Consider the following 24,633-nt stretch of genomic DNA (forward strand, 5'->3'; position numbering starts at 1 on the left):
AGCGGGAGCGCAATCGTGACCTTCGCGGTCTAGGGTCGTTGAGGGCTCACGAGAGGGTGTCTCGCTGACAACCCGAGCAACAGTGGGAGTGAACGTGGTCAGGTTCGGCGCAACAGCCGGGCTCGCAACAGCAGCGGCGACGCTGGCGATGCTCGCAGGGGGTGCACCGGCACACGCCTCCACCACAGTCCCACCGGCCACGTCCGCCACACCGAGCACATCCACCACGTCGAGCACGTCCGTCCCCGCCCGCACGACGATCCGGACCGGCCCGTCCAGCACGACCATCGGGTCGGGTTCGGGCACCGAGACGGGACAGGCGACGGCCACGCCCGGAGCGGTCGGCGAGGACGCCCTCTCCCCCGCCGAGCTGGCCCGCCAGATCGCCGCCGCCAAGTCACTGACGGCCGACCTCACCAAGACGAACGCCGGCATCGCCGCCGCCACCGCCAAGCTCGACGCCCTCGCCGTCGAGGCCAACAAGCTCCTCCAGCAGTACTCCGAGGCCCGCGACGCCGAGCGCGCCGCACGTGCCGAGGCCAACCGCAACGTCGAGCTGTTCCACCAGCTGAGCGCGCGGCTCGGCGACGACCGCCGCGCCCTCGGCCAGTGGGCCTACCAGGCCTACGCGGGCGGCGGTGGCTCGCTCGGCGACATGAGCGCCTTCCTCGACTCGTTGGGCCGCTCGGCCGAGGAGGCGACCGACACGGCCGCGCAGCTCGGCTACCTCAGCGACCAGCGGGCCCACGCCTTCGAGCGGGTCCGCGACCACACGGCGCTGCAGCGCGACATCGCGTTCAAGGCGATCGAGGCCAGCACGGCAGCCACCGAAGCGGCCCAGCAGGCCGCCGACGCCAAGGCAAAGCTCGACGGCACCATCGCCGCCCAGCGGCTCCAGCTCGAGGCGACCCGCAGGCTGCACGCCGAGCAGGTCGGCAAGGCGGGCCCGATCAGCGGCCTGCTGCTCGGCAGCGCCGACGAGAGTGCCATCGCCGCCGCGCGTGAGCTCACCAAGGCCCTGCTCGTGGCCGGGATCGGCAAGGATGGCTCGGTCAAGCCCTGCAGCGACAACAACGCGGAGTACCCCAACGGCCAGATCCCCCTCTCAGGCTTGTGCCCGCTCGTCGGCGACACCGCTGAGATGCTGCGACCGGCTGCGGCCGCCGCATTCAACGCCCTCAGCCTCGCCTACCGGCGCGAGACCGGGTCGTTCATCTGCATCACCGACTCCTACCGCTCCTACCCCGAGCAGGTCGCGGTCAAGGCGAGCCGGGGCAAGTGGGCGGCTACCCCCGGCACGAGCGAGCACGGCCTCGGCCGCGCGCTCGACCTGTGCGGCGGCATCAACGACTTCGGCTCACCCGCGCACCAGTGGATGAAGCAGAACGCGCCTCTCTACGGCTGGTTCCACCCGGACTGGGCGGAGCCGGGCGGCTCCCTCCCCGAGCCGTGGCACTGGGAGTTCGCAGGCTAGGAACGCCTTGGCCGGCTGGTCACCGCACCACCCCGACTCGCCAGCGCGTCTGAGTAGCAATACGCATCGCCCGTGCGACGCCCTGTGCCACCCTTCACGCATGACAACTGAGGCGGCCCTTTCGTCGACGGAGGCGTGGGCGGGCAACGAGGGGTACCGGCGGTCGTGGTACTGGTACGACTGGGCGAACTCGGCGTACGTCACCACCACCGCGACGGTCCTTCTGGCCCCCTACCTCACGGCAATCGCCAAGGAGGCGGCCTGCCCCGGCATCGAGGACGGCGCCAAGTGCGCCAACGACCTGTCGGTGCTCGGCATCCCGGTCGACCCGGGCTCGTTGTTCCCCTACACCGTCACGGTGGCCACGATCGTGTCGGCGATCGCCCTGATCTTCGTCGGCGCGGTCGCCGACCGGTCGGCCCACCCGGTCCGCCTCCTGGGCGGCTTCGCATGGGTGGGTTCCCTGGCCGCCTCGGCCATGTTCTTCCTCGCCGGCAGCAACTGGCAGCTCGGGGTGGTGCTGATGATCGTGGCCGCGGTCTGCCTGGGCGCAGCCCAGGTGGTCTACGACTCGCTGCTGTGCCGGATCGCCTCACCGGACGACCGCGACAAGGTGTCCTCCCGGGGCTGGGCCCTCGGCTACCTCGGGGGCGGGCTGCTGCTGGCGGTCAACCTCGCGGTGGTGCAGCTCAAGCCGTTCGGGCTCAGCACCGGCATGGCGGTCCGGATCAGCCTGCTGTCCGCCGGCCTGTGGTGGGCGCTGTTCACGATCATCCCGGTCCTGGGCATGTGGAACCTGCGGGGTGTCGAGCGGCCCGAGATCGCGCGCAAGGCCGGGGTCGTGGGTGGCAGCGTCCGGCAGCTCGCAGCGACCTTCCGCGACCTGCGCAACTACCCACAGACGCTGCTCTTCCTGCTGGCCTACCTGTTCTTCAACGACGGCATCCAGACGGTCATCGGCTCGTCCAGCCTCTACGGCGCCGAGGAGCTCAAGCTCACCCAGAGCCAGCTCATCACGCTCATCCTCATGGTGCAGTTCGTGGCCTTCGGCGGCGCGCTGCTCTTCGGCCGGCTCGCCGGACGGATTGGCGCCATGAGGTCCGTGCTCTGGTCGCTGGCCCTGTGGACCGTCGCCGTGACCCTGGCCTTCTTCGTCCCCGAGAAGGGCTACCTGCCCTTCATCCTGCTCGGCATCCTCATCGGGATCGTCCTCGGCGGCAGCCAGGCCCTCGCGCGCTCGCTCTACTCCCAGCTCATCCCCCGCAACAAGGAGGCCGAGTTCTTCAGCCTGTACCAGGCGATGGAGCGCGGCACGAGCTGGTTCGGCACGCTCACGTTCGGGATCGTCCACCAGGTCACCGACTCCTACCGGTACGCCATCCTCGCGCTCATCGCGTTCTTCCTGCTCGGCGGGTTCCTGCTGTCCAAGGTCGACGTCCGGCAGGGCATCCTCGATGCGGGCAACGAGGTGCCTGCCGTCGTCTGAGCCTGGTGGGCCCCATGGGGCAGGTGACGTGAGGTGCGTCACATCTGACAACGAAGTTGGCCCCCCGCACGTCGGAACATTGCACGGGCCTGCGGCGTTATGCCCAATGAATCCCGTGCCCCCACCCGAGCGGGCAGGGAAACCAGCACGTTGGGAGAACCCCTCATGGCAGAACGAACCCTCCGGGGCAGTCGTCTGGTCTCACACAGCCTCGAGACCGACCACCACGTCGTCCCCAGTGAGCGTCAGATCACCGCGTACGTGTGCCCCACCGGGCACCGCACCGAGCTGCCGTTCTCGATCGAGGCTGAGATCCCGTCGACCTGGGAGTGCCGCTGCGGCCTCGAGGCCCGGCTCGTCGACGGTCCCGAGCCCGAGGTCAAGCAGGTCAAGCACGTCCGCACCCACTGGGACATGTTGCTGGAGCGTCGCTCGATCCCCGAGCTCGAGGAGCTCCTCGAGGAGCGCCTGACGCTGCTGCGCGAGTCCCGCGGGGAGAAGCCGCGCCGCAAGCGCACCGCCTGACCCAGCACCACGAGGAAGGCCGCGTCCCCCGATGGGACGCGGCCTTTGTCATGCCGGTATGCGGTGTGGCGGCGGCGTTCGCCGGCGCCGGTCAGAGGACCTCGCCCTCGATGACGTCCGGCCCGCCCGCGCGGGGTCCGCGTCCGGGCCCCCCGCCGAAGAACCCCCCGAGCAACCGCTTGGCGACGGCAGCCTCGAGCAGTGTCCTCGCGATGGGGCGGGTGAAGGGCAGGATGAAGAAGAACCCGACGATGTCGGTGAGGAACCCCGGCGTGAGCAGCAAGGTGCCCCCCACGAGCACGAGGGCAGCGTCGGCGAGCTGCCGGCTGGGCATCTGGCCGGTGTTGAGCGCGGTGCGCAGGGCAGCCCACGCACGGGCTCCCTCGCGGCGGACCAGCCAGGCCCCCAGGGCCGACTCCACGAGGAGCAGTGCCAGCGTCTGCCAGCCACCGATGACGCGGCCGACGGCGACGATCGCCGCGATCTCGAGGACCGGGACCACCAGGAGCAGCACGAACACCAGGGCCACCCAGCGGGGCCGTCGTCGCCTGCCGTGCGGTGCGCGGCCTACAGCCGGTGCCACGTGGGCTCCCGTTCGGTGACCTTGCCGCCCACCCTGCGCAGCTGGCCGGCCCGGTGCTGCAGACCCCACACCGTGATCCGCTGCAGGGACTCGCGCATGACGTCGCCACTCATCTTGGAGTCGCCGATCTCTCGCTCGACGAACGTGATGGGGACCTCGGTCACCCGCAGGCCCGCCCGCACCGCACGCTGGGTGAGGTCGACCTGGAAGCAGTAGCCCTGCGACGCGACCGCCTCGAGGCCGATCGTCTGCAGCGCCGAGGCGCGATAGGCGCGGAACCCGGCCGTGGCGTCCGCGACCCTCATCCCGAGCAGTGCCCGGGTGTAGAGGTTGCCCCCGACCGACAGGGCCTTGCGGTGCAGCGGCCAGTTGACCACGGACCCGCCGCGCACCCAGCGCGACCCGATCACGACGTCGGAGTGCTCCAGCGCCTCGAGCAGGAGGTGCAGCTGCTCGGGCTGGTGAGAGCCGTCGGCATCCATCTCGACCAGGACGTCATAGCCGCGCTCCAGGCCCCACCGGAAGCCGGCGAGGTAGGCCATGCCGAGCCCCTGCTTGCCCGGACGGTGCAGGACGTGCAGCTGGTCGTCGTGCTCGGCAAGCCCGTCGGCCACGTCGCCGGTGCCGTCGGGCGAGCTGTCGTCGAGCACCACCACGTCCGCGTACGGCACGGCTGCACGGATCCTGCGCACGATGAGCGGCAGGTTCTCGCGCTCGTTGTAGGTCGGGATGCACACGAGCACCCGTGGGGCGGAACCTTCGGGCAGCTCGGACGGCTCAGACAACGACGCGTTCCCTTCGTGCGGACTCTGGCGGCGTGGGTGGGGCGTGGGGATCCACGACCTTAGCGCCCGCGGCGTCCCGGCGGCGCACCCACAGGCCCAGGGCGAGCAGGAGCGCGGCAGCCGCCGCGACGGCATACTCCGGCAGCTGACCCAGCCGGTCCGCCACGGTGACCTCGGATCGAACCACGGGCGACCCGAGCTGGGCCGCCTGCGTGAACAACGTGGTGCGCCGGCTTGACGTTCCGTCGGGGCTGATGAAGCCGCTCACGCCGACGGTCGACACATGCACGACCGAGCGACCGTGCTCGATGGCCCGCAGGCGGCTGATGGCGAACTGCTGCTCGGACTCGGCGGTGAACCCGAACGTGGCGTTGTTGGTCTGGACGGCGAGGATGCTGACGCCGCGACCGGGCTGCAGGGTCGAGTCGCGCATGAGGTCGTCGTAGGCGACCTCGAAGCAGATGGTCGGGATGATCCAGTAGGGCCGCTCCCCCGCCACCGGCACCTCGAACCCGCCGGGCGAGTCGCCGCCGGTGAAGTCGCGCGAGACCAGGTCGACCTTGTCACTGAAGTTGCGGAAGAAGTCCCGGAACGGGATGTACTCGGCGAACGGGACCGGGTGCTGCTTGACGTAGCGCTCCGGCTCGGCGCTGCCCGGTCGGTAGAACAGGCTGGCGTTCGACAGGAACCGGCCCGGCCCGTCGAGGACGGCACCCACGAGCACGGGGGCGCGGGCGGCGTCGACGGCGAGGGCGATGTCCGCCTTGGCGTCGAGGTTGCGCAACGGGTCGATGTCGGAGGAGTTCTCGGGCCAGACCACCAGCGTGGGCGGGGTGGCCTCACCCTCCGTGGCCGAGATGGTGGCCCTGACGTGGTTGTCCAGGACCGCCCTGCGCTCGGCGTTGAAGTCCAGGCCGGGCTTGGGCACGTTGCCCTGCACGAAGAGCACCGAGACCTGTCGCCCGTCCGTCGGGGGCGTCGTCGCCAGGGCGAGGCCCAGGGGTGCCAGCGCCACGAGGGCGAGACCGCCGGCCAGCGAGCGATGTGCCGGCTGCGCATGCCGGCGCGGTCGGCCCAGCCGGTGCGTGGCCCAGCGCGCGACGACGTGCAGGAGCACGCCGAGCGCGGCCACCGCGAAGGTCAGCCCGGGAGCTCCGGCAAAACGGGCGAAGGGTGCGAGCGGGCTGTCGGCCTGGCTGAAGGCCAGTCGGGCCCACGGGAAGCCGCCGAACGGTGTCGTGCCCCGCGCCCACTCCTGCAGGACCCAGGCCAGGGGCACCGCGGCGTACGCGAGGGGGCGGAGGCGGCCGGCCCGCAGAGGTCCCTGGAGGAACGCCGTGAGGCCGCACATGACCGCGATGTAGAGCGCCTCGAGGACGGCCAGCGCGAACCACGGCACCCGTCCGACGTAGACGCCCGACCAGGACAGCACGGGCAGGAAGAAGCCCAGGCCGTGCGCGAAGCCGACCAGCAGCGCGACGCGCGGCCGGGAGCCGAGCACCGCGGCGGACAGCAGGGCAACCCCCACGGGCGCCAGCCACCAGTGGTCGTGGGTCGGGAAGGCGAAAGACGTGGCCACCCCCGACACGGCACCGACGGCCACCCGGGCCACGGCGGAGACGCGTCGACCGAGTCGGTCGAGGACCTCGGGGGCTGGCGTCGGCACGGCACCACGGTAGGACACAGCCCGGCCCGCGCTGCCGTTGGGACCAGCAGGGCGCGGAACTGGGTGTCCGCCCCCTGCTGTTGTCTACTAAGCGCGCGGGTCGGGCTGTGGTCCACCGCCGCCGAAGGAGGGGCGTCAGATGGGTCGGGACCGTGCGGCTGGCTGGCGGTGGCTGCGCGCGCTAGCCACCGGTCCGTGGTCCCTGGTCCGTCTGGCTCTCCCCCTGGTGTCGGCGTTGGTGCGGTATGACAACCGTGGGCCAACTTACCCCCGCCTCGTCACCTGTCAACCCGGTGTTCACCAAGAGACCAGCCGTTCCCGCTGGTCACACGCTTGACCAAAACCCTTGTGCTGCAAAGGAATCTGTGAGCGGTCGGCGTGTCGCGCGCGACACGCCGACCGGCGCGTCAGCGCTCGTCGGGGGCTGGGACGACGACCACGCCACGGGCGGTCGTGGCGACGACGGCGGGGTCGAGCAGGTCGGCCGCCGACTCGCCCCGCTCGGGCGCCCCGCGGCCCACGACACGGACCTCGAAGTCCATCTCGCGGCTTCGACGCCCCACCCGCACGAGGGTGGCCTGGATCTCGATGACGTCGCCGGCTCGGACCGGGGCCTTGAACTGCACGTCGGAGTACGACGCGAACAGGCCCTCGTCGCCGTCGGTGCGGATGCACATCTCGGTGGCCACGTCGCCGAACGCGGCGAGCGAGTAGGCGCCGTCGACGAGGTTGCCCGCGTAGTGGGCGTGGGAGTACGGGACGTAGCGACGGTGGACGACGGTGGTGCCGACCTCGGGGGTGGGACGGGTGCTCACGGGGTGCTCTCCTTCGCGGCGCTCGTGCTGGACTGCCTGGCGGATGCGAGCTCGTGGACAAGGTAGCTCGCGACCTCGCCGGGCGTCGTCCCCCGGCCGAAGATCCGGTTGACGCCCAGCCTGGGCGCGGACCCCTCCTCGAAGCGCGGACCCCCCGCGACGAGGAGCGGCACCTGGCCGGCGGGGTACGCCTCGCGGAAGGCGGCGCTCATGGTCGTGGTGTTGTGGATGTGCGCGTCGCGCTGGGTGACGACCTGGCTCACCATGACGGCGTCGGCCTTCTCGGCCCGCGCGCGGGCCACGAGCTCGGGGACCAGCACCTGGGCGCCGAGGTTCACGACCTTGATCTCGCGGTAGTACTCCAGGCCCTTCTCGCCGGCGAACCCCTTGATGTTGAGGATCGCGTCGATGCCCACGGTGTGCGCGTCGGTGCCGATGCAGGCGCCCACGACGACCAGCTTGCGGCGCAGTCGCGACTTGATGGCCTTGTTGACCTCGCCGGGGGTGAGCAGCGGGAACTCGCGCTCGACGACCGTGACCTCGCGCAGGTCCACGAGGTGGTTGGCGCTGCCGTAGACGACGAAGAAGGTGAAGTCGGGGCCCATCGCCTTGGCGTGCACGAGCAGGGCCGGCTTGAGGCCCATCTTCCTGGCCAGCTGCAGGGCGGCGCCCTCGGCCCGCTTGTCGTGCGGTACCGGCAGGGTGAACGACACCTGGACCATGCCGTCGCCGGTGGTGTCGCCATAGGGACGGATGATGTCCGCCTGAGGGGTCGCTGGGGCCCCCGAGCTGCGAGCGGGCATGGGGTCCAGCGGCATGGCGCTGTCGGTCGTGCGCGGGTCCTGCGCGGGGGTCATCGGGTCTCTCCCGTCTCGAGGAGGGTGATCGCCGGGTTGTCGTACCCGTCGGCACGCTGGACGACTCCGTCGAGGCCCTTGCCCGCGTTGGCCGGACGCTTCATCAGCCCGAACGTGCCGTCGGCGATGGCCTCGAGCAGCGGCGCCCTGCCGGGCTCCTCGGTGATGGCGGTGAGCAGGTCGATGGCCTCGCCGAGCACCTCCCGGGCACGGGTCTGGATGAAGCCGTCACGGGGCGGGTGGAAGTCCTCGGTCAGGCCGCCCGCCGCGTTGAGGACGTAGCGGACGTTCTGCAGGGCCAGGTCGCGGTCGGACAGGAACGGCGTGACGACGGCCTCGGTCATCATGCCGACGAGCAGGATCCCCTGGCCGGTCATGGCGCCCACCAGGTTGAAGAACCCGTCGAGCAGGTAGCCCCGGAACACGTCACCGGTCATGTGCTTGGTCGGCGGCATCCACTTCAGCGGCGCCTGCGGGAAGAGCTGCCGCGCGAGCAGGGCGTGGGCCAGCTCCATGCGGAACGAGTCGGGGATCTCGGGGTTGATCTCGAAGGCGTGGCCCAGGCCGAGCTGCCAGTCCTCGAGCCCGGCCTCCTTGGCGAAGTACTCGTTGAGCAGCTGGCTCACCGTGACCGTGTGCGCGGCCTCGACCGCGTCGGCGGTCGTGAGGTAGTTGTCCTCGCCCGTGTTGATGATGATCCCGGCACGGGCGTGGATCTGGCGGCTGAACCGCTGGTCGACGAAGGTGCGGATCGGATTGATGTCGCGGAAGAGGATCCCGTACATCGAGTCGTTGAGCATCATGTCGAGCCGCTCGAGGCCGGCCAGCGTGGCGATCTCGGGCATGCAGAGCCCGGAGGCGTAGTTGGTGAGCCTGATGTAGCGGCCGAGCTCCTTGGACGTCTCGTCCAGGGCCGCCCGCATGAGCCGGAAGTTCTCCTGGGTGGCGTACGTCCCGGCATACCCCTCGCGCGTGGCGCCCTCGGGCACGTAGTCGAGCAGGGACTGCCCCGTCGAGCGGATCACCGCGATGATGTCGGCGCCCTCGCGCGCCGCAGCCTGCGCCTGGGGGATGTCCTCGTAGATGTCGCCGGTGGCGACGATGAGGTAGATCCACGGGCGCTGCTCGGGGTCGCCGTGCCGCCTGATGAGCCGGTCGCGGGCGGCGCGCTGCTTGTCGATGGTGCGTATGCCGCGGCTCACCTCGCGCCGGGCCGCGGACTGGGCGCGGGTCGCCTCGCGCCCCTCGGGCAGGTGGAAGTCGACACTGCCGCTGGCGGCCTTCTGGGCCAGGGTCAGCAGGTCGGGCGCCTCCCCCCTGCGCAGCGCGTCGAAGACGGGCGTGGTGATGCCGTGCTCGAGGCCCACGCTCCCCCGGACCGCGTCGACGAGGTGGTTGACCCACGGGACCCGCTCGTGGTCGGCACCGGACAGGCCGGCCAGGCGCAACGTGGCCCGCTCGACACTGACGGTGGTGTGGCTCTGGGCCAGCTTGACGACGGGTCGACCGGCCTTGCGGGCCAGGCTGCGGGCCCGGCGGACGTCAGCCGGGTCGAGGTCGAGAACAGGGCGGGGACGCGAAGACACGCGGCAAATCTAGCAGCGTGGGAGAGGATTTCCGGCGAAGCCCCCGCCGTGCCGGAAATCCTCGCGACCCGCGTCGGGGAAGTCCGGCGGTGGTCAGCTCGCGTCGAAGACGCTACGGCCCCGCACCACGGTCCGCAGGCAGGTCGGGGCGGGTGCGCCGGGCGACAGGTCCGGCAGGCCCGGGGTCCCCGACCGCGGGTCGGTCGACCAGGTCTGGATGCGGTCGTCGGGCGCCTGGACGACGAGGTCGCCGACCTCCCAGATCGCGAACGTCGCGGGCAGACCGAGGTCGAGGTAGCCGCGGTCGTCGAACCCCGCCGCGCGCCAACCGCCGCGGGTGTGGGCGAGGAAGGCCGACCTGGCGCTCACCCGCTGGCTCTCGTCGTGGTGGAAGGCCGCGGCGCGGACGGCCTCCCACGGCGCGAACGGCGTGACGGGTGAGTCCGACCCGAAGGCCACCGTCATGCCTGCGGCCATCATCGACGCGAAGGCGTTCATCGGCGCGGCGTCGTCACCCGCGCTGCCGTGCACGCGGTCGGTCCCCAGCCGCGCGGCATACATGCCGTGGTCCCCGCCCCAGAAGGCGTCGAAGGCCGGCTGGACCGAGGCCGTCACGCCGAGCCTGACCAAGCGCTCGATGCCGGGCCTCGAGATCATCTCGAGGTGCTCGAGCCGGTGGCGGGCGCGGGTCACCACGGCGGCGCCCACGAGCTGGGCGGCAGCCTCGAACCCGGCGATGGCAGTGTCGACCCCGGCGTCGCCGATGACGTGGAAGCCGGCCTGGAGCCCGGCGAGCGAGCAGGCGGCCACGTGGTCGCGGACCTGTTCGACCGTGAGGTAGGCGTTGCCCGTCCGGTCCGGGGCGTCGGTGTACGGCGCGCGAAGGTGGGCCGTGCGCGAGCCGACCGAGCCGTCGATGTTGAGGTCGCCGGCCAACCCACGGGCACCGCGCAGGGCGGCCACGTCGCGGGCCTGCGCCTCGTCCGACACCAGCTGGGCCCAGTAGCCGATGGTCTGGGGGACGTCGCCCCGCTCCCCCGCCGCGAGCACCTCGGCGAAGTCGTCGGTGCCGGACAGGGTGCGCCCGCCGTTCTCCTGGACGAGCCCGATGCCCGCGGCGGCGGCGGTGCGCAGCGCGAGGTCGATGTCGGCCTGCCTCTGGGCGGGCGTGACGGCCGCGTTGAAGGCCTCGCGGGCCGCGTGGTGGGCGTCCCTCGTCACCAGCCCGTCCCCCTCCCACCCGGGAAGGTCGCGGGCGCCGCTGGCCGCGGCGAGGGCGGAGGAGATGACGGCCGAGTGGCCGTCGACCCGGGGCGAGTAGACCGCACCGCCGTAGGTCGCACGGTCGAGCTCAGCGGCCGTGTGGACGCGGGCACCGGCCCAATGCTCCTGGTCCCAGTTGGGGGCGTAGACGGGGCGCCCCTGGCCCGCACGGGCCGCGTCCTCGATGCGCGACAGCGCCTCCTGGACCGAACGGGTGGTGGCCAGGTCCACCCCTCGCAGCCCCGCGCCGGTCTGCGACACGTGGGCGTGTGCGTCGACGAAGGCCGGGGTGACCAGCGCACCGTCGAGCTCGACGACCTCGTCGACCGCGTCCACGTGGACGGCGGCGGCGTCGTCACCGCCGATCCACGCGATGGTGCCGGTCCTGTCGTCGACCACCATCGCGTTCGCGAAGGGGTCGATGGGTGAGTAGACGAAGCCGCCGCGGTAGAGGGTGCTCACGCCAGCACCCTAGACGCGGCCGTCCTGCCCGAGGACGGCGAGGCAGGCCCGGGCGATCTCGAGCTCCTCGTTGGTCGGGACGACGAAGGCCGCGATGCGGCTGGCGGGGGTGGTGACGAGTCGCTCGGGACCACCCTCGACGTTGGCCAGCGGGTCGACCTCGACGCCCAGCGCCTCCAACCCGGTGAGCACCGCGTGCCTGACCTCGCTGCTGTTCTCGCCGATGCCGCCGGTGAAGGCGATCGCGTCGACGCGGCCGAGGGCCACGGCATAGGCGCCGACGTACTTGCGCAGCCGGTAGACCATGACGTCGAAGGCGAGGGCCGCGTCCGCGTCACCCGCCGCACGGCGTTCCTCCACCTCCCGCAGGTCGGAGACTCCTGCCAGTCCCTTGAGCCCGCTGGCCTTGTTGAGCGCTTCGTCGTAGGCCGCGGGGTCGACCCCCGCGACGCGCTGCAGGTAGGCGCCGAGGGCGGGGTCGACGTCCCCGGACCTGGTGCCCATCACCAGTCCCTCGAGCGGAGACACCCCCATCGAGGTGTCGATGCTCCGCCCACCCCGGACCGCGCACGCGCTGGCGCCGTTGCCGAGGTGCAGCACGATGACGTTGCAGTCCTCGGGTGACCGGCCCAGCAGCTCGGCCGTGCGACGCGAGACGAAGCGGTGCGACGTCCCGTGGAAGCCCCACCGGCGGACCTGGTGGCGTTCGCGCCACTCGAGGGGCACGGCATACGTGTGGGCCTCGGGCGGGAGGCTCTGGTGGAACGCGGTGTCGAAAACGGCCACCTGCGGCAGGTCGGGAAAGGTGACCCGGGCGCTCAGGATGCCCGCGAGGTTGGCGGGGTTGTGCAGCGGAGCCAGCGGGACGAGCTCACGGATCGCCGCGACGACGTCGTCGTCGACGACGACCGGCTCGGTGAACCGCGGGCCGCCGTGGACCACGCGGTGTCCGACCGCGACCAGGCCCAGCGTGGCGAGGTCCGGGCCGTGCTCGCGCAGCGCCTCGCGAGCCGCGTCGAGGGCCTCGGTGTGGTCGGCGCAGACCACACCGCGCCGGTGCGTCTCGCCAGCCGCCGTGTGCGTGAGCCGACCGGGACCGCCGATCTCCTCGACCACGCCGGACGCCCGGGTGACACCCGACGCCGCGTCGAGGACCTGGTACTTCAGCGACGAGGAACCGGCGTTGACGACGAGGACCGGCCGCGGCGTCGCCATCAGGCGCCGGCCTGGATCGCCGTGATGGCGATGGTGTTGACGATGTCGCGCACCAGCGCCCCCCGGGACAGGTCGTTGACCGGGCGGTTGAGGCCTTGGAGCACCGGACCGATGGCGACGGCCGAGGCACTGCGCTGCACGGCCTTGTAGGTGTTGTTGCCCGTGTTGAGGTCGGGGAAGACCAGGACCGTCGCGCGCCCGGCCACGGGGCTGTCGCTGAGCTTGGAGGCGGCGACGTGGGGGTCGACGGCCGCGTCGTACTGGATGGGTCCCTCGACGAGCAGGTCGGGAGCGCGCTCGTGGACCAGTGCGGTGGCCGCACGCACCTTGTCGACGTCGGCGCCGGAGCCCGACTCCCCGGTCGAGTACGACAGCATCGCCACGCGCGGCTCGATGCCGAACCGCTGTGCCGTGCCAGCGGACGAGATCGCGATGTCGGCCAGCTGCTCGGCGGTCGGGTCCGGGTTGACCGCGCAGTCGCCGTAGACGAGGACGCGGTCGGCCAGGCACATGAGGAAGACGCTCGAGACGACCGAGACCTCGGGCGCGGTCCTCACGATCTCGAGCGCCGGGCGGATCGTGTGGGCGGTCGTCGTGATGCAGCCCGACACCATGCCGTCGGCCAGGCCCTGGTGGACCATCATCGTGCCGAAGTAGGACGGGTCGACCACGCGGTCGCGCGCCTGTTCGAGGGTGACTCCCTTGTGGGCCCGCAGGGCGGCGTAGTCGGAGGCGAAGCCCTCGCGCAGCGAGCTGCTGCCGGGGTCGATGACGGACGCCCCCGAGATGTCCACGCCGAGCCGGGCTGCGCTGGCGCGGATCGACTCCTCGTGGCCCAGCAGCGTGAGCTTCGCGATCCCGCGCGACAGCACCGTGTCGGCTGCCAGCAGGATCCGGTCCTCGCCGCCCTCGGGCAGCACGACGTGGGCGCCGGCGGCACGCGCGTCGTCCACCAGCCGGTGCTCGAACATCAGGGGGGTCACGACGTCTCCCCCGGCGGTCGTGACGGGGCCGAGGAGGGCCTCGGCGTCCAGGCCCCGCTCGACCATGGCCACGGCGGCCTCGAGCTTGCGGGTGGACTCGGGGGTGAGGCGTCCGCGGGCAGCGCCCAACCTCGTCGCGGTGGTCATCGTGCCGCCCTCGGTGGCGATGATCGGCAGCACGACGTCGAGACCCTCGATGAGGCGCTCGACCTGCGGGGGCAGCGGGAAGCCGCCGTTGAGGACGATCCCCGACAGCGCCGGGAAGGTCTTGGACCGGTGCGCGAGCAGGACGCCGAGCACGACGTCCTCGCGGTCGCCCGGCACGATCACGACACCACCGTCGATGAGCCGGTCCAGGACGTGCGGCATCGTCATCGCTGCGACGACGAGCCCGGTGCACTCGCGGTCGAGCCAGCCGCGGTCGCCGTGCACGAGCTTTCCTTCGCAGGCGTCCATCAGGTCCTTGACGGTGGGCGCCCTGAGCAGCGGCGTCTCGGGCAGGACCTGCACGGGGAGCTGGACCCGGGACCGCAGCGCCTCCTCGGTCGCCTCGAGCAGTGGCCGGTCCACCTGGTTGGCCACGACGCCGGTCACGTGGGCGTGGGCTTCGCGGGCGGCGACCACCGCCATCTCCGCAGCCGTGGCGACCTGCGCGGGGTCGTGGCCCTGGGCGGGCACCACCAACAGCAGTCGAGAGCCGAGGTTGGCTGCCACCGCGGCGTTGACCGAGAACTCCGTCGGCGCCGACACGTCCGTGAAGTCCGACCCGACGACGAGGACCACGTCGCGGTCGCGCGCCACCTCGTGGAAGCGGTCGACGATGTCGCCCATGGCCCGCTCGGGGTCGGAGTGGAGGTCGTCGTAGGTCACGCCACAGGCCTGCTCGGCGGACAGGGTCCCGGGCAGCAGGGACAGCAGGGTCTCGACGAGCTCGTCGGGCTGCCCTGCGCGGACGATGGGCCGGAAGACCCCGACGCGTCCGGCTCGCCGGCTCAGCTGGTCGAGCAGACCGACCGCCACCGCGGACTTGCCGGACTGCGCCTCGGTGCCGGCGACGTAGATGCTGGTGGCCACGAGGCGAAACTACCGGCCCTGCTCGTCGGACGCCCCGCGGCGAAGACCGCGCCAGGTCCACGCGGCGATGTCGGGCAGGTCCTCCAGGTGCTCCTCGATGTGGGGCCGGTGCTCCGCCAGCCGTCGCTCGCAGAGCTCGGTGAGCGCGTCCGAGCCGGGAACCCGTCGCTCAGCGCGTCGGAGCACCTCGAGGGCGAGGTGGAAGCGGCTCATCCGGTTGAGGACCACCATGTCGAACGGCGTGGTCGTGGTGCCCTGCTCGGTGAACCCGCGCACGTGGAACCGACCGGGGTCGCTGCGTCCGTGGACGAGCTGGTGGACCGCTCGCGGGTAGCCGTGGAAGGCGAAGACCACGTCCCTCGACGAGGTGAAGAGGCCGTCGAACGTGGTGTCGGTGAACCCGTGCGGGTGGTCGTTCTCGGGGAGCAGGGCCATGAGGTCGACGACGTTGACGAACCGCACCCGCAGGTCGGGCACGTGCTCGGCGAGCAGCTCGACCGCGGCCAGCGCCTCCTGGGTCGGGACGTCTCCCGCACAGGCCAGCACGATGTCGGGGTCGTCGTCGGGGGCACAGGTGCTCGCCCAGTCCCACACACCGGCGCCCGCTGCGCAGTGCGCGTGGGCCTCGTCGAGGGTGAGGTACTGCAGGTGCTTCTGCTTGTCGACCACGATGAGGTTGACGTGGTTGGTGCTGCGCAGGCAGTGGTCGGTGATCGAGAGGGTCGTGTTGGCGTCCGGCGGCAGGAAGACCCGCACCACCTCCGGCGACAGCGGGATGAGGCAGTCGATGAGGCCCGGGCCCTGGTGGGAGAACCCGTTGTGGTCGTTGCGCCAGCAGGTCGAGGTCAGCAGCACGTTCAGCGACGACACGTCGGCCCGCCACGACAGCTCGCGGGCGTGCTGCAGCCACTTGACGTGCTGCACCGCCATCGAGGCCGAGACCATGGCGAACGCCTCGTACGTCGCGAAGACACCGTGGCGACCGCTGAGCAGGTACCCCTCGAGCCAGCCCTGGCACAGGTGCTCGCTCAGCACCTCCATGACCCTGCCGTCCGGTCCCAGTTGCTCGTCGGTGTCGCGGAGCGGACCCATGAAGCAGCGGTCGGTCACCTCGAAGACGGGCTGCAGCCGGTTGCTCGCCGTCTCGTCCGGGGAGAACAGCCGGAACGTGCCACCCCCGTCCGGGCGGGCGGTCGCGGCATACAGGTCACGCATGAGGCGACCAGAGGTGATGGTGTTCTCCAGCGAGAGCCGGCCACGCGTGGACGGCGTCACCGAGAACTCGTGGGTCGTGAGGTCCACCGGCGGCAGGTCGACACGCAGCCGGCCACCGTTGGCGTACGGGGTCGCGGACATTCGCTTGTCGCCCCGTGGTGCAAGGTCCCGCAGCTCGGCCACGAGGCGGCCGTCGGCGTCGAACAGCTCCTCGGGCCGGTAGGTGCGCAGCCACTCCTCGAGCATCCTCAGGTGGGCGGGCTCGTCCGCCAGGCCTGCCAAGGGCACCTGGTGCGAGAGGTTGGTGCCCTCCACCTGCTTCCCGTCGACCACAGCGGGGCCCGTCCAGCCCTTCGGGGTGCGCAGCACGATGGCGGGCCACGCGTGCCGCACCGGCTCAGCCGGCCCGTCGCCCCCACGAGCCTCGTCCTGGATCTCGCGGATCCTGTCGTGGCCGGCTGCGAGGGCGGCCCGGAAGGCGGGGAACACCGCCCGCGGGTCGTCGCCGCTGACGGTCACGGGATCCCAGCCCTGGCTGCGCAGGTAGGCCTCGACGTCCTTGTCCGAGGAACGCCCGAGGACGGTCGGTCCGGCGATCTTGTAGCCGTTGACGTGCAGGATCGGCAGCACCGCGCCATCGCGACGGGGGTTGAGGAAGCTGGGCAGGCGCCACGACGCGGCCATCGGGCCGGTCTCGGCCTCCCCGTCGCCGACCACGCAGGCCACGACGAGGTCAGGGTGGTCGAACGCTGCGCCGGCGGCGTGCACCAACGCGTAGCCGAGCTCACCTCCCTCGTGGATCGAGCCAGGGGTCTGCACGCTGACGTGGCTGGGGATGCCACCCGGCGAGGAGAACTGGTGGAACAACCTATGCACCCCCTCGGCGTCGTCGCCGATGTGCGGGTACACCTCGCTGTAGGTGCCCTCGAGCCACGCTGCCGCGACGAGAGTCGGACCGCCGTGCCCCGGCCCGGTGACGTAGAGCCAGTCGGTGTCGGTCTCCCGGATCCGCCGGTTCACCAGGGCGTAGATCATCGACAGGCCGGGGCCGGTCCCCCAGTGGCCGAGCAGCCGCGGCTTGGTGTGGGCGAGGGTCAGCGGCTCGCGGAGCAGGGCGTTGTCACGCAGGTAGATCTGCCCAACGGTCAGGTAGTTGGCCGCAGCCCACCACCGCAGGTCCAGCTCGAGGTCCTCGGGGGCGTAGCGCACGGCAGCGGTCTGCGACATGGACCCCACCACACCACGTCGGTCGCCTGCGCGGATAGGGCCTTGGTCCCGCCGCTACTCCTCGAGACGACCCTCGAACAGGCCGCGGACCGCGGGGTTTGATCGGATGAGGTCGAGCGCGTATGCCGCGTGGCCGGGGACGTAGCCGTTGCCCACCAGCATGCGCACGTCGGCCGCGACCCCCTCGGCCCCGAGGGCGGCGGCGGCGAAGTTCGTCGCCATCGAGAAGAAGATGATCGTGCCGCCCTGGGCGGTCGACAGGATCGCCGGCTGCTCGCACCCCGGCACGTCGACGCAGACCACGGTGATGTCGGCCGGGCCACCGGCCGCCGCGACGGCCTCGGAGAGCCCCAGCGGGCTGCGGGCGTCGGCGATCACCACCTCGTCCGCGAGTCCCGTTCCCTGGAGCAGGTCGGCTTCCCGCTGGAAGGGCACCACCGCGATGCGCCGGCCGGCGCCTGCGTCCCCTGCCGCGGCGAGCGACAGCGACCCCGACTTGCCGGCCCCGCCGAGGACGGCCACGGTCGGCGCGACGCCGCGCTCGGCATACTCGCGCACCACGCGGGCCACGAGCGCGGGCGCGCCGCACACGTCCATGACCATGAGGGCCAGGTCGGGGCTGAGGTCGTCGGGCAGCTGGGCGGCGATCGAGCGACCGAACAGGATTGCGTGCCCCCGGGCCGGGACGCGCTCCGAGCGACCGTCCCAGCCGGCCAGGTCGTCGGTGAGGACCAGCGGCGTCAGGGAGAGCGAGACGAGTGTGGCGACGCGGTCGCCGGGCGCGAGGCCGAGGGTCGACTCGGAGCCGACCTCCTCGACGGTGCCGATGAGCATGCCCCCGGACCCGGTGACGGGGTTCTGCATCTTGCCGCGGGTCGCGACGATGTCGAGCACCTCGGCCCGGACCGCCGCCCCGTCTCCCCCGTGCTTCTCGGTCAGCTGGCGGAAGGACGCGGCATCGAGGTTGAGCGTCTCGACGCTCACGCGCACCTCGTCGGGCCACAGCTCGGGCGAGGCGTCGAGGCGCTGGGCGGCCTGCGGGAGCGTGGCCCCGGCAGGCTCGAGGACGCGGTGCAGACCCACCGGCGAGGACGGGGTGCGTGACACAGAATCTCCCATCGAAGACGACACGCAGCGCAAATCTTGCGGTGAAGTGTCGATTACATCGGAACCTGTCCCGTATCCTGCCATGCATGAGCACCGCGATCGAGCAGCCCTACGTCTACCGGCACCGCGAGCTGGTCGAGCCCGACTGGACCCGGTTCCCCGGGTGGCGGGACGTCACCGCGACCGACTGGGCCAGCGCCCAGTGGCAGCGCGCCCACTGCGTCAAGAACATCAAGCAGCTGCGTGAGCTCATGGGTGACCTGCTCGGCGAGACGTTCTACGCCGACCTCGAGCGCGACCAGGCCGAGCGCGCCACGATGTCCATGCTGGTGCCGCCACAGATGATGAACACCATGGTCCCCGCGACCGACGAGGCGATGCCGCCCGCCGGCGCGGAGTTCACCCGGGCGTTCTACGCCGACCCGATCCGCCGCTACATGCTGCCGGTGTTCTCCGACCGCCGCACCGACTGGCCGTCGCACCCCCACGCGACCCGCGACAGCCTGCACGAGCACGACATGTGGGTCGCCGAGGGCCTCACGCACCGCTACCCCACCAAGGTGCTGGCCGAGCTGCTGCCGACCTGCCCCCAGTACTGCGGGCACTGCACCCGCATGGACCTCGTGGGCAACTCGACTGCGGTCATCGACAAGCTCAAGCTCACGGGCAAGCCCGTCGACCGCTACGCCGCGATGCTCGCCTACCTGCAGCAGACGCCGCAGGTGCGCGACGTCGTGGTGTCCGGCGGCGACGTCGCCAACATGCCGTGGAAGAACCTCGAGGGGTTCATCGACAAGCTGCTCGACGTCGAGAACATCCGCGACATCCGGCTGGCCACCAAGGCGCTGATGGGACTGCCGCAGCACTGGCTGCAGCCTGACGTGGTCGAGGGCGTGGCCCGCGTCTCCGCCAAGGCGCGTTCGCGCGGGGTCTCACTGGCCATCCACACGCACGTCAACAACGCCCAGTCGGTGACCCCGCTGGTCGCCCAGGCGGCCAAGGCGATGCTCGAGGCCGGCGTCCGCGACGTCCGCAACCAGGGTGTCCTGATGCGCGGGGTCAACGACTCGACCGAGCAGCTGCTCGACCTCTGCTTCGCCCTGCAGGACGACGCGATGATCACGCCGTACTACTTCTACATGTGCGACATGATCCCGTTCTCCGAGCACTGGCGGCTCTCGCTGGCCGAGGCTCAGCACCTCCAGCACTCGATGATGGGTTACCTGCCCGGGTTCGCGACTCCTCGCATCGTGTGCGACGTCCCGTACGTCGGCAAGCGTTGGGTGCACCAGGTCGACAGCTACGACACCGAGCGTGGCATGTCGTTCTGGCGCAAGAACTACCGCACCTCGATCGAGGCTGCCGACACGGACGCGCTGTCGCGCGACTACGTCTACTACGACCCGATCTACACCCTCCCGGAGGCGGGTCAGCAGTGGTGGCGCGACCAGGGCGACCACGAGGCTGCGCATGCCGTGGCCGTCGAGCGCGCTGCAGCGAGTCGCGAGGCGTCGCTCGTCTGAGGGCCGCCGGACGGTGTGACGAGCCTGACGTGAGACCAYCGCGAAAGCAGGCGCGCGGGTTCGTTAGGTTGCTCCCGTGACTGCTATCGCCCTCCCCCACAAGCGCGTCCTCGCCGACTACGTCCCCGCTGTCGCAGGCGTGCCGGCCACGGCCGGCGCCCTCGCCCGTGACCTGGCCCTCGTCGCCGCCGGCGCCGGCTTCATCGGCCTGCTCTCCCAGTGGAGCGTGCCGCTGCCCGGCACGCCCGTCCCGCTGACCCTCGGCACCTTCGCGGTGCTGCTGACCGGTGCCTCGCTCGGCTCGCTGCGGGCCCTGCTCAGCGTCGGGGCGTACCTCGTGGCCGGTGGGCTCGGCGTCAACTGGTTCGCCGGGCACGCCGACGGCTGGGGTGGCGCCACCTTCGGCTACGTCATCGGGTTCGTCGCCGCCGCGACCCTCGTGGGGTGGCTGGCACAGCGCGGCGGTGACCGCACCGTCGTGCGGACCGCACTCACCATGGTGCTCGGCAACCTCGTGATCTACGCCGTCGGGGTGCCGTGGCTCATGGGCTCCACCGGCATGGACCTGTCCACCGCTCTGGACAAGGGAGTCGTTCCCTTCCTGCTCGGTGACGGTCTCAAGGTGCTCGCCGCAGCTGGGCTCTTCCCTGCGGTCTGGGCCCTCGTCAAGCGCGTCGAGCAGCACTGAGCCCACGCCCCGACCCGGCCACACCACGTACCGACCACCATGGGCAGGCGTCGTGAACCCAGCGCAGGCACTCCGGCCACGACGGCCCTGAGCCGCGCGGGTGTCGCCTTCGACGTCCACCCCTACGACCACGACCCCGCGGCGGCCTCCTACGGACTGGAGGCCGCCGCCGCGTTGTCGGTGCCGCCCGCGCAGGTCTTCAAGACACTGCTCGTCACGGGCGAGAGGGGGCTCGCGGTCGGCGTGGTGCCGGTGGACCGGCAGCTCGACCTGAAGGCCGTCGCGGCAGCGCTGGGGCTCAAGAAGGTGACGATGGCTCAGCCCGCCGACGCCGAGCGGAGCAGCGGCTACGTCGTCGGAGGCATCTCGCCGGTCGGGCAGAAGCGCGCCCTGCCCACCGTGCTGGACGAGTCGGCGCTGGCGTTCGACCGGGTCTACGTGTCCGGCGGCCGTCGAGGTCTCGACATCTCGCTCGCCCCTGCAGACCTGGTCACGATCACCAGCGCCGTGGTGGCACCCATCTCGCAGCCGAGCACCCACCGCGGTCGCTGACCAGCGACACCGTCGAGTTCGGCGAAGTCCGCACGACGGGGGTGGGCCTGCGCCTACCGTGAGAGGGAGTTGTCCCTCACGGCGGAAGGGGGCAGGCATGCGGCGCCGACTCACTCTTCCGGCTGCGGCGCTGCTGCTCTCGATGACCGTCATCAGCGCCGCCTCGGGCCCCTTCACCTCGCCCCGTGAAGAGGGCCTCATCACCGGTCCGGGGTACCGCTCGCCCACGAGCCACCAGGACCCGGACCGGGTCTGGGCAGACCAGCTCTGGGTGGACTCCGGGACGGTGCCCGGGGAGGGCACGGCCTGGGAGCCCATGGCGCGGCAGGCGCTGACCGACCTACGGAACTACCAGTCGCCGAGCGGCGCCATGGCAGCCGGCCCGGGCGGCCCGTGGCGGTTCTTCTGGCCCCGCGACGGGTCGTTCGCGGCCGTCGCATTCAGCCTGACCGACCACCCGCAGGAGGCCTCGCGGGTGCTGGACAAGGTCGCCCGGCTCGGGTTCGACCCGGCGGCGGGTTTCCAGGCCAGGTACCAGCTCAGTGGCGAGCCGCTGACCGACCGGCCCCCGCAGAGTGACGGCTGTGGGTGGGTCCTGTGGGCCGTCGCCCAGATCCGTCGCCACGACAGCTCCGGGCTGCCCGGCTCGGCCGACGGTCTGCGCGACCGGTGCGTCGCCGCCCTGACCCGGCTCGTGCAGGACGGCCGCAGGCTGCCGCCTGCCTCGCCTGACTACTGGGAGGTGTCCGTCGAGCGCACCACCCTGGGGACCGTGGCGCCCATGCTCGCCGGGCTGGCAGCGGCCACGGACGACTACCGGGCCACGGGCGACTGGGCTGCGGCTGCGGCCACGAGCCGCACCACCCTGCGACTCCGAGAGGTCGTGGAGTCGGCGTTCGCCCCACAGTGGGAACGGTTCGGAGACGACGGTGGCCTCGACGCGGCGGTGGCCATGCTGCTGCCTCCGTTCTCGTCCGGGGTGCCGGTCCCGGCGACCCTGACGGGAGCCTGGCGTGACTACCAGCGGCAGGCCATCCAGCCGGCTGGTGGCCTTGCACCCGGGGCCGACTGGGTGAAGCACGACGGGTCGTCCTGGACGCCGCAGACGGCCCTCGTGGCCCTGACCTCGGCCGCGACGGGACGCCGCGACGAGGCCGGTCGGTCGCTGACGTGGCTCGATGCCCACCGCACGGCATACGGGTCGCTCCCGGAGAAGGTCACGCGCACGGGACGTCCCGCCGGTCCGGCGCCGCTCGTATGGACCTCGGCCCTCGTGCTGCTCACGCTCGTCGAGCTCGACCGAGCCTGACGCCGGCTACTCCCAGGGGGTGGAGAGCACCACGGTCGTGCGGGTCGCAACGTTGGCGGCGGCCCTGATCCGGGCGAGGAGCGACTCGAGGTCGCCGGGCGTGCGCACGCGCGCCTTGAGGATGTAGTTCTCCTCGCCGGCGACGGAATGACAGGCCTCGATCTCGCTGATGTCGCGCAGCCGGTCGGGGATGTCGTCCGGCGCGGCGGGGTCGAGCGGGGTGATCGAGATGAACGCCGTCAGCGGCAGGTCGAGCGCGGTGTGGTCGACGACGGCGGTGTAGCCCTTGAGGACACCGCGTTCCTCGAGCCGCCGGACACGCTGGTGCACCGCGGAGGTCGACAGGCCCATGGCCTTGCCCAGGTCGGTGTAGCTCATCCGCCCGTCGGTGCGCAGCAGTGCGACGATGCGCCTGTCGAGGTCTTCCACGGTCACACCCTACTGACGCGAGGGCCCCGGATGGCAGCATGTCCGCATGACGTCCCCTCCCCCGGCCCAGGCCCGGCTCATGCTGCTCGACAGCGCCTCCCTGTACTTCCGGGCGTTCTTCGGTGTCCCGGACCAGCGCACGGACAGCTCGCAGCCGCCGACCAACGCGATCCGAGGGTTCCTCGACATGGTCGCGTCGCTCATCACGACGCACCAGCCGACCCATTTCGTGGCCTGCTGGGACAACGACTGGCGACCGCAGTTCCGTGTCGACGCGATCCCGACCTACAAGACGCACCGGCTCGCGGACGCGACCGTCGTCGAGGAGGAGGTGCCCGACGACCTCGCACCCCAGGTGCCCGTCATCGTCGACGCCCTCAGCGCCCTGGGACTCGTCCGGCTCGGCGCCGACGGCTACGAGGCGGACGACGTCATCGGCACTCTGACGGCTCGTCACAAAGGCTCCATGGCAGTCGATGTCGTGACCGGCGACCGCGACCTGTTCCAGCTCGTCGACGACGCGGCTGACGTCCGCGTGATCTACACGGCCCGCGGGGGCGTGCGGGACCCCGACCTTGTCGACGAGGCGTTCCTGCGGAGCAAGTATGCGGTCGCGAGCGGTCCGGCCTACGCGGACATGGCGGTCCTGCGCGGCGACACCAGCGACGGCCTGCCCGGCGTCGCCGGGATCGGTGAGAAGACGGCGGCCAAGCTGATCGAGCGGTACGGCACACTCGTCGCCCTGCGCGAGGCGCTCGCCTCGGGCGACCCCGAGATCAAGGGTGCCCAGCGCACCCGCCTCGAGGCTGGCGCGGACTACCTCGACGTGGCCCCGATGGTGGTCAGGGTGGCTCCGGACGCCCCGGTCGACGAGGTCGACATGACACTGCCCACCGAGGTCGCCGACGCGTCGTTGCTCAGCAAGGTGGCCAGCGAGTACGGCGTCACCAGCTCGTTCAACCGGGTGCTCTCGGCCCTGCGCATCGAGTAGTCCGGTCCTCGCCCGCTGCAGGACGGCGCCGACCATCACGCCGCATCCAGCCTGACCTCCAGGGCGTGCTCGACCCAGCTCACGTCAGGACGGCCAGCGTCCGCTGCCCCGTCCGATCGAGGGCCCTCGAGCAACGGTGGGGCGGTGGAGTCGTAGGTGTGGCCGGTGGGGGTGCGCAGTCGCACCCGGTGCCGTCGCGTCGACCCAGGCCCCAAGAGCCCGTCCCCGACCACCCGAGAGGTCCAGCCCACGGCCTCCTTGGCCAGGTTGCACGCCTCACACAGCCCTTGGCCATTGGCGATGCTGGTGTGGCCCCCGCGTGCCGCGGGCACGACGTGGTCGACGTGCCGGATCGGGGCATCGCACCACGGAGTGCGGCAGGTCTTGTCGCGAAGAACCAGGAAGCGCCGGAGGCCCTCGGGGAACAGCCGTCGCGTGCTCTCGACACCGACAAGCTGACTGCCGTTGGCCGAGGCGAACACCCGGCGCAACCAGATCGGCGCCCCAGCCTCGCCTGTTGCCGCGAGCAGCGCTCGCGCGGTCGGGGCTGCCACGGGGCCTTGGCCCACCAGCTCACCCGCGTCGTCTCCCCCCACCAGGGTATCGAGCGGCATCACGAGGTTGACCTCGACCGGCACGGCCTCGGCACTCGACTGTCCCGTGACTCTCTCGACCAGGGTATCCGCCATGATCTGGCCACGGCCCCGCTCGTCCCCCGCAGCCATCAGCTCGCGCGCCCGACGGTCGAGCGCGGCATACGTGGCCACGCCCTGAGCGACGGGCAGGAGGCCACTGAGGTAGGTCATCGTGTCCGGGGC

21 protein-coding genes are annotated in these 24,633 nt (G+C 71.7%); 8 read left to right on the forward strand and 13 right to left on the reverse strand.

Annotated elements, in window-relative coordinates; genetic code table 11:
• The first annotated feature begins 94 nt into the window (after positions 1-94).
• The 3 genes from AC1DV7_RS02260 to AC1DV7_RS02270 all read left to right on the forward strand — a co-directional run bounded on the left by AC1DV7_RS02260 (position 95) and on the right by AC1DV7_RS02270 (position 3,485).
• Complete coding sequence (locus AC1DV7_RS02260; RefSeq protein WP_477594149.1) at positions 95-1,474, forward strand: M15 family metallopeptidase; 1,380 nt, start codon at positions 95-97, stop codon at positions 1,472-1,474.
• 100 nt (positions 1,475-1,574) lie between these two features.
• Positions 1,575-2,960 (forward strand): MFS transporter, encoded by a 1,386-nt coding sequence (locus tag AC1DV7_RS02265; protein WP_477594151.1) that lies wholly within the window; start codon positions 1,575-1,577, stop codon positions 2,958-2,960.
• A 165-nt stretch (positions 2,961-3,125) separates the two neighbouring features.
• The gene (locus tag AC1DV7_RS02270) at positions 3,126-3,485 is read left to right on the forward strand and encodes an RNA polymerase-binding protein RbpA (RefSeq protein ID WP_477594153.1); all 360 of its coding nucleotides are present in this window, start codon (positions 3,126-3,128) and stop codon (positions 3,483-3,485) included.
• A gap of 91 nt (positions 3,486-3,576) precedes the next feature.
• On the opposite strand, the gene AC1DV7_RS02275 is transcribed toward AC1DV7_RS02270, so the two are convergent.
• The 11 genes from AC1DV7_RS02275 to kdd form a co-directional block, all read right to left on the reverse strand.
• Positions 3,577-4,005 carry an FxsA family protein gene (locus tag AC1DV7_RS02275; RefSeq protein WP_477594155.1) on the reverse strand — a complete coding sequence of 143 codons (429 nt, stop codon included), beginning with the start codon at positions 4,003-4,005 and terminating at the stop codon, positions 3,577-3,579.
• A 47-nt stretch (positions 4,006-4,052) separates the two neighbouring features.
• Positions 4,053-4,853 carry a polyprenol monophosphomannose synthase gene (locus tag AC1DV7_RS02280; RefSeq protein ID WP_477594157.1) on the reverse strand — a complete coding sequence of 267 codons (801 nt, stop codon included), beginning with the start codon at positions 4,851-4,853 and terminating at the stop codon, positions 4,053-4,055.
• Positions 4,846-6,519 carry an apolipoprotein N-acyltransferase gene (gene lnt / locus AC1DV7_RS02285; RefSeq protein ID WP_477594159.1) on the reverse strand — a complete coding sequence of 558 codons (1,674 nt, stop codon included), beginning with the start codon at positions 6,517-6,519 and terminating at the stop codon, positions 4,846-4,848. The genes AC1DV7_RS02280 and lnt overlap by 8 nt, the downstream gene beginning before the upstream one ends.
• Before the next feature lie 407 nt (positions 6,520-6,926).
• Positions 6,927-7,334, reverse strand: a complete 408-nt coding sequence (kal, locus tag AC1DV7_RS02290) for a 3-aminobutyryl-CoA ammonia lyase (RefSeq protein ID WP_477594161.1) — start codon at positions 7,332-7,334, stop codon at positions 6,927-6,929.
• A complete protein-coding gene (gene kamE / locus AC1DV7_RS02295) occupies positions 7,331-8,191 on the reverse strand; it encodes a lysine 5,6-aminomutase subunit beta (RefSeq protein ID WP_477594163.1) in 861 nt (286 codons plus the stop codon). Before kamE ends, kal begins: the two co-directional genes overlap by 4 nt.
• Positions 8,188-9,777 carry a lysine 5,6-aminomutase subunit alpha gene (gene kamD, locus AC1DV7_RS02300; RefSeq protein WP_477594165.1) on the reverse strand — a complete coding sequence of 530 codons (1,590 nt, stop codon included), beginning with the start codon at positions 9,775-9,777 and terminating at the stop codon, positions 8,188-8,190. The genes kamE and kamD overlap by 4 nt, the downstream gene beginning before the upstream one ends.
• A gap of 93 nt (positions 9,778-9,870) precedes the next feature.
• Positions 9,871-11,502, reverse strand: a complete 1,632-nt coding sequence (locus tag AC1DV7_RS02305; RefSeq protein ID WP_477594167.1) for an amidohydrolase — start codon at positions 11,500-11,502, stop codon at positions 9,871-9,873.
• Between the two features lie 9 nt (positions 11,503-11,511).
• Complete coding sequence (locus tag AC1DV7_RS02310; protein WP_477594169.1) at positions 11,512-12,717, reverse strand: acetate/propionate family kinase; 1,206 nt, start codon at positions 12,715-12,717, stop codon at positions 11,512-11,514.
• Positions 12,717-14,774: a phosphate acetyltransferase gene (gene pta / locus AC1DV7_RS02315; protein ID WP_477594171.1), complete on the reverse strand. Its 2,058-nt coding sequence runs from the start codon at positions 14,772-14,774 to the stop codon at positions 12,717-12,719. Before pta ends, AC1DV7_RS02310 begins: the two co-directional genes overlap by 1 nt.
• Before the next feature lie 9 nt (positions 14,775-14,783).
• A complete protein-coding gene (locus AC1DV7_RS02320) occupies positions 14,784-17,216 on the reverse strand; it encodes a phosphoketolase family protein (RefSeq protein ID WP_477594173.1) in 2,433 nt (810 codons plus the stop codon).
• A 54-nt stretch (positions 17,217-17,270) separates the two neighbouring features.
• Positions 17,271-18,323: an L-erythro-3,5-diaminohexanoate dehydrogenase gene (gene kdd, locus AC1DV7_RS02325; RefSeq protein ID WP_477594174.1), complete on the reverse strand. Its 1,053-nt coding sequence runs from the start codon at positions 18,321-18,323 to the stop codon at positions 17,271-17,273.
• Between the two features lie 86 nt (positions 18,324-18,409).
• On the opposite strand from kdd, the gene AC1DV7_RS02330 reads away from it, so the two are divergent.
• The 4 genes from AC1DV7_RS02330 to AC1DV7_RS02345 all read left to right on the forward strand — a co-directional run bounded on the left by AC1DV7_RS02330 (position 18,410) and on the right by AC1DV7_RS02345 (position 22,395).
• A complete protein-coding gene (locus AC1DV7_RS02330) occupies positions 18,410-19,846 on the forward strand; it encodes a KamA family radical SAM protein (protein ID WP_477594176.1) in 1,437 nt (478 codons plus the stop codon).
• A gap of 76 nt (positions 19,847-19,922) precedes the next feature.
• Entirely contained in the window at positions 19,923-20,534 is a 612-nt protein-coding gene (locus AC1DV7_RS02335) for a biotin transporter BioY (RefSeq protein WP_477594178.1), read from the forward strand.
• A 39-nt stretch (positions 20,535-20,573) separates the two neighbouring features.
• Positions 20,574-21,086 (forward strand): Cys-tRNA(Pro) deacylase, encoded by a 513-nt coding sequence (gene ybaK, locus AC1DV7_RS02340; RefSeq protein WP_477594179.1) that lies wholly within the window; start codon positions 20,574-20,576, stop codon positions 21,084-21,086.
• A 97-nt stretch (positions 21,087-21,183) separates the two neighbouring features.
• A complete protein-coding gene (locus AC1DV7_RS02345; RefSeq protein ID WP_477594181.1) occupies positions 21,184-22,395 on the forward strand; it encodes a glycoside hydrolase family 15 protein in 1,212 nt (403 codons plus the stop codon).
• A 6-nt stretch (positions 22,396-22,401) separates the two neighbouring features.
• Here the strand turns inward: AC1DV7_RS02345 and AC1DV7_RS02350 are convergent, their stop codons facing one another.
• Positions 22,402-22,824, reverse strand: a complete 423-nt coding sequence (locus AC1DV7_RS02350) for an Lrp/AsnC family transcriptional regulator (protein ID WP_477594183.1) — start codon at positions 22,822-22,824, stop codon at positions 22,402-22,404.
• Between the two features lie 46 nt (positions 22,825-22,870).
• On the opposite strand from AC1DV7_RS02350, the gene AC1DV7_RS02355 reads away from it, so the two are divergent.
• Positions 22,871-23,815 carry a 5'-3' exonuclease gene (locus tag AC1DV7_RS02355; RefSeq protein ID WP_477594185.1) on the forward strand — a complete coding sequence of 315 codons (945 nt, stop codon included), beginning with the start codon at positions 22,871-22,873 and terminating at the stop codon, positions 23,813-23,815.
• Between the two features lie 35 nt (positions 23,816-23,850).
• Here the strand turns inward: AC1DV7_RS02355 and AC1DV7_RS02360 are convergent.
• Positions 23,851-24,633 (reverse strand): HNH endonuclease (locus AC1DV7_RS02360; RefSeq protein WP_477594187.1); only part of this gene is annotated, 783 nt, incomplete at its 5' end.

It is taken from the genome of Pedococcus sp. P2_E4, from assembly GCF_056403935.1.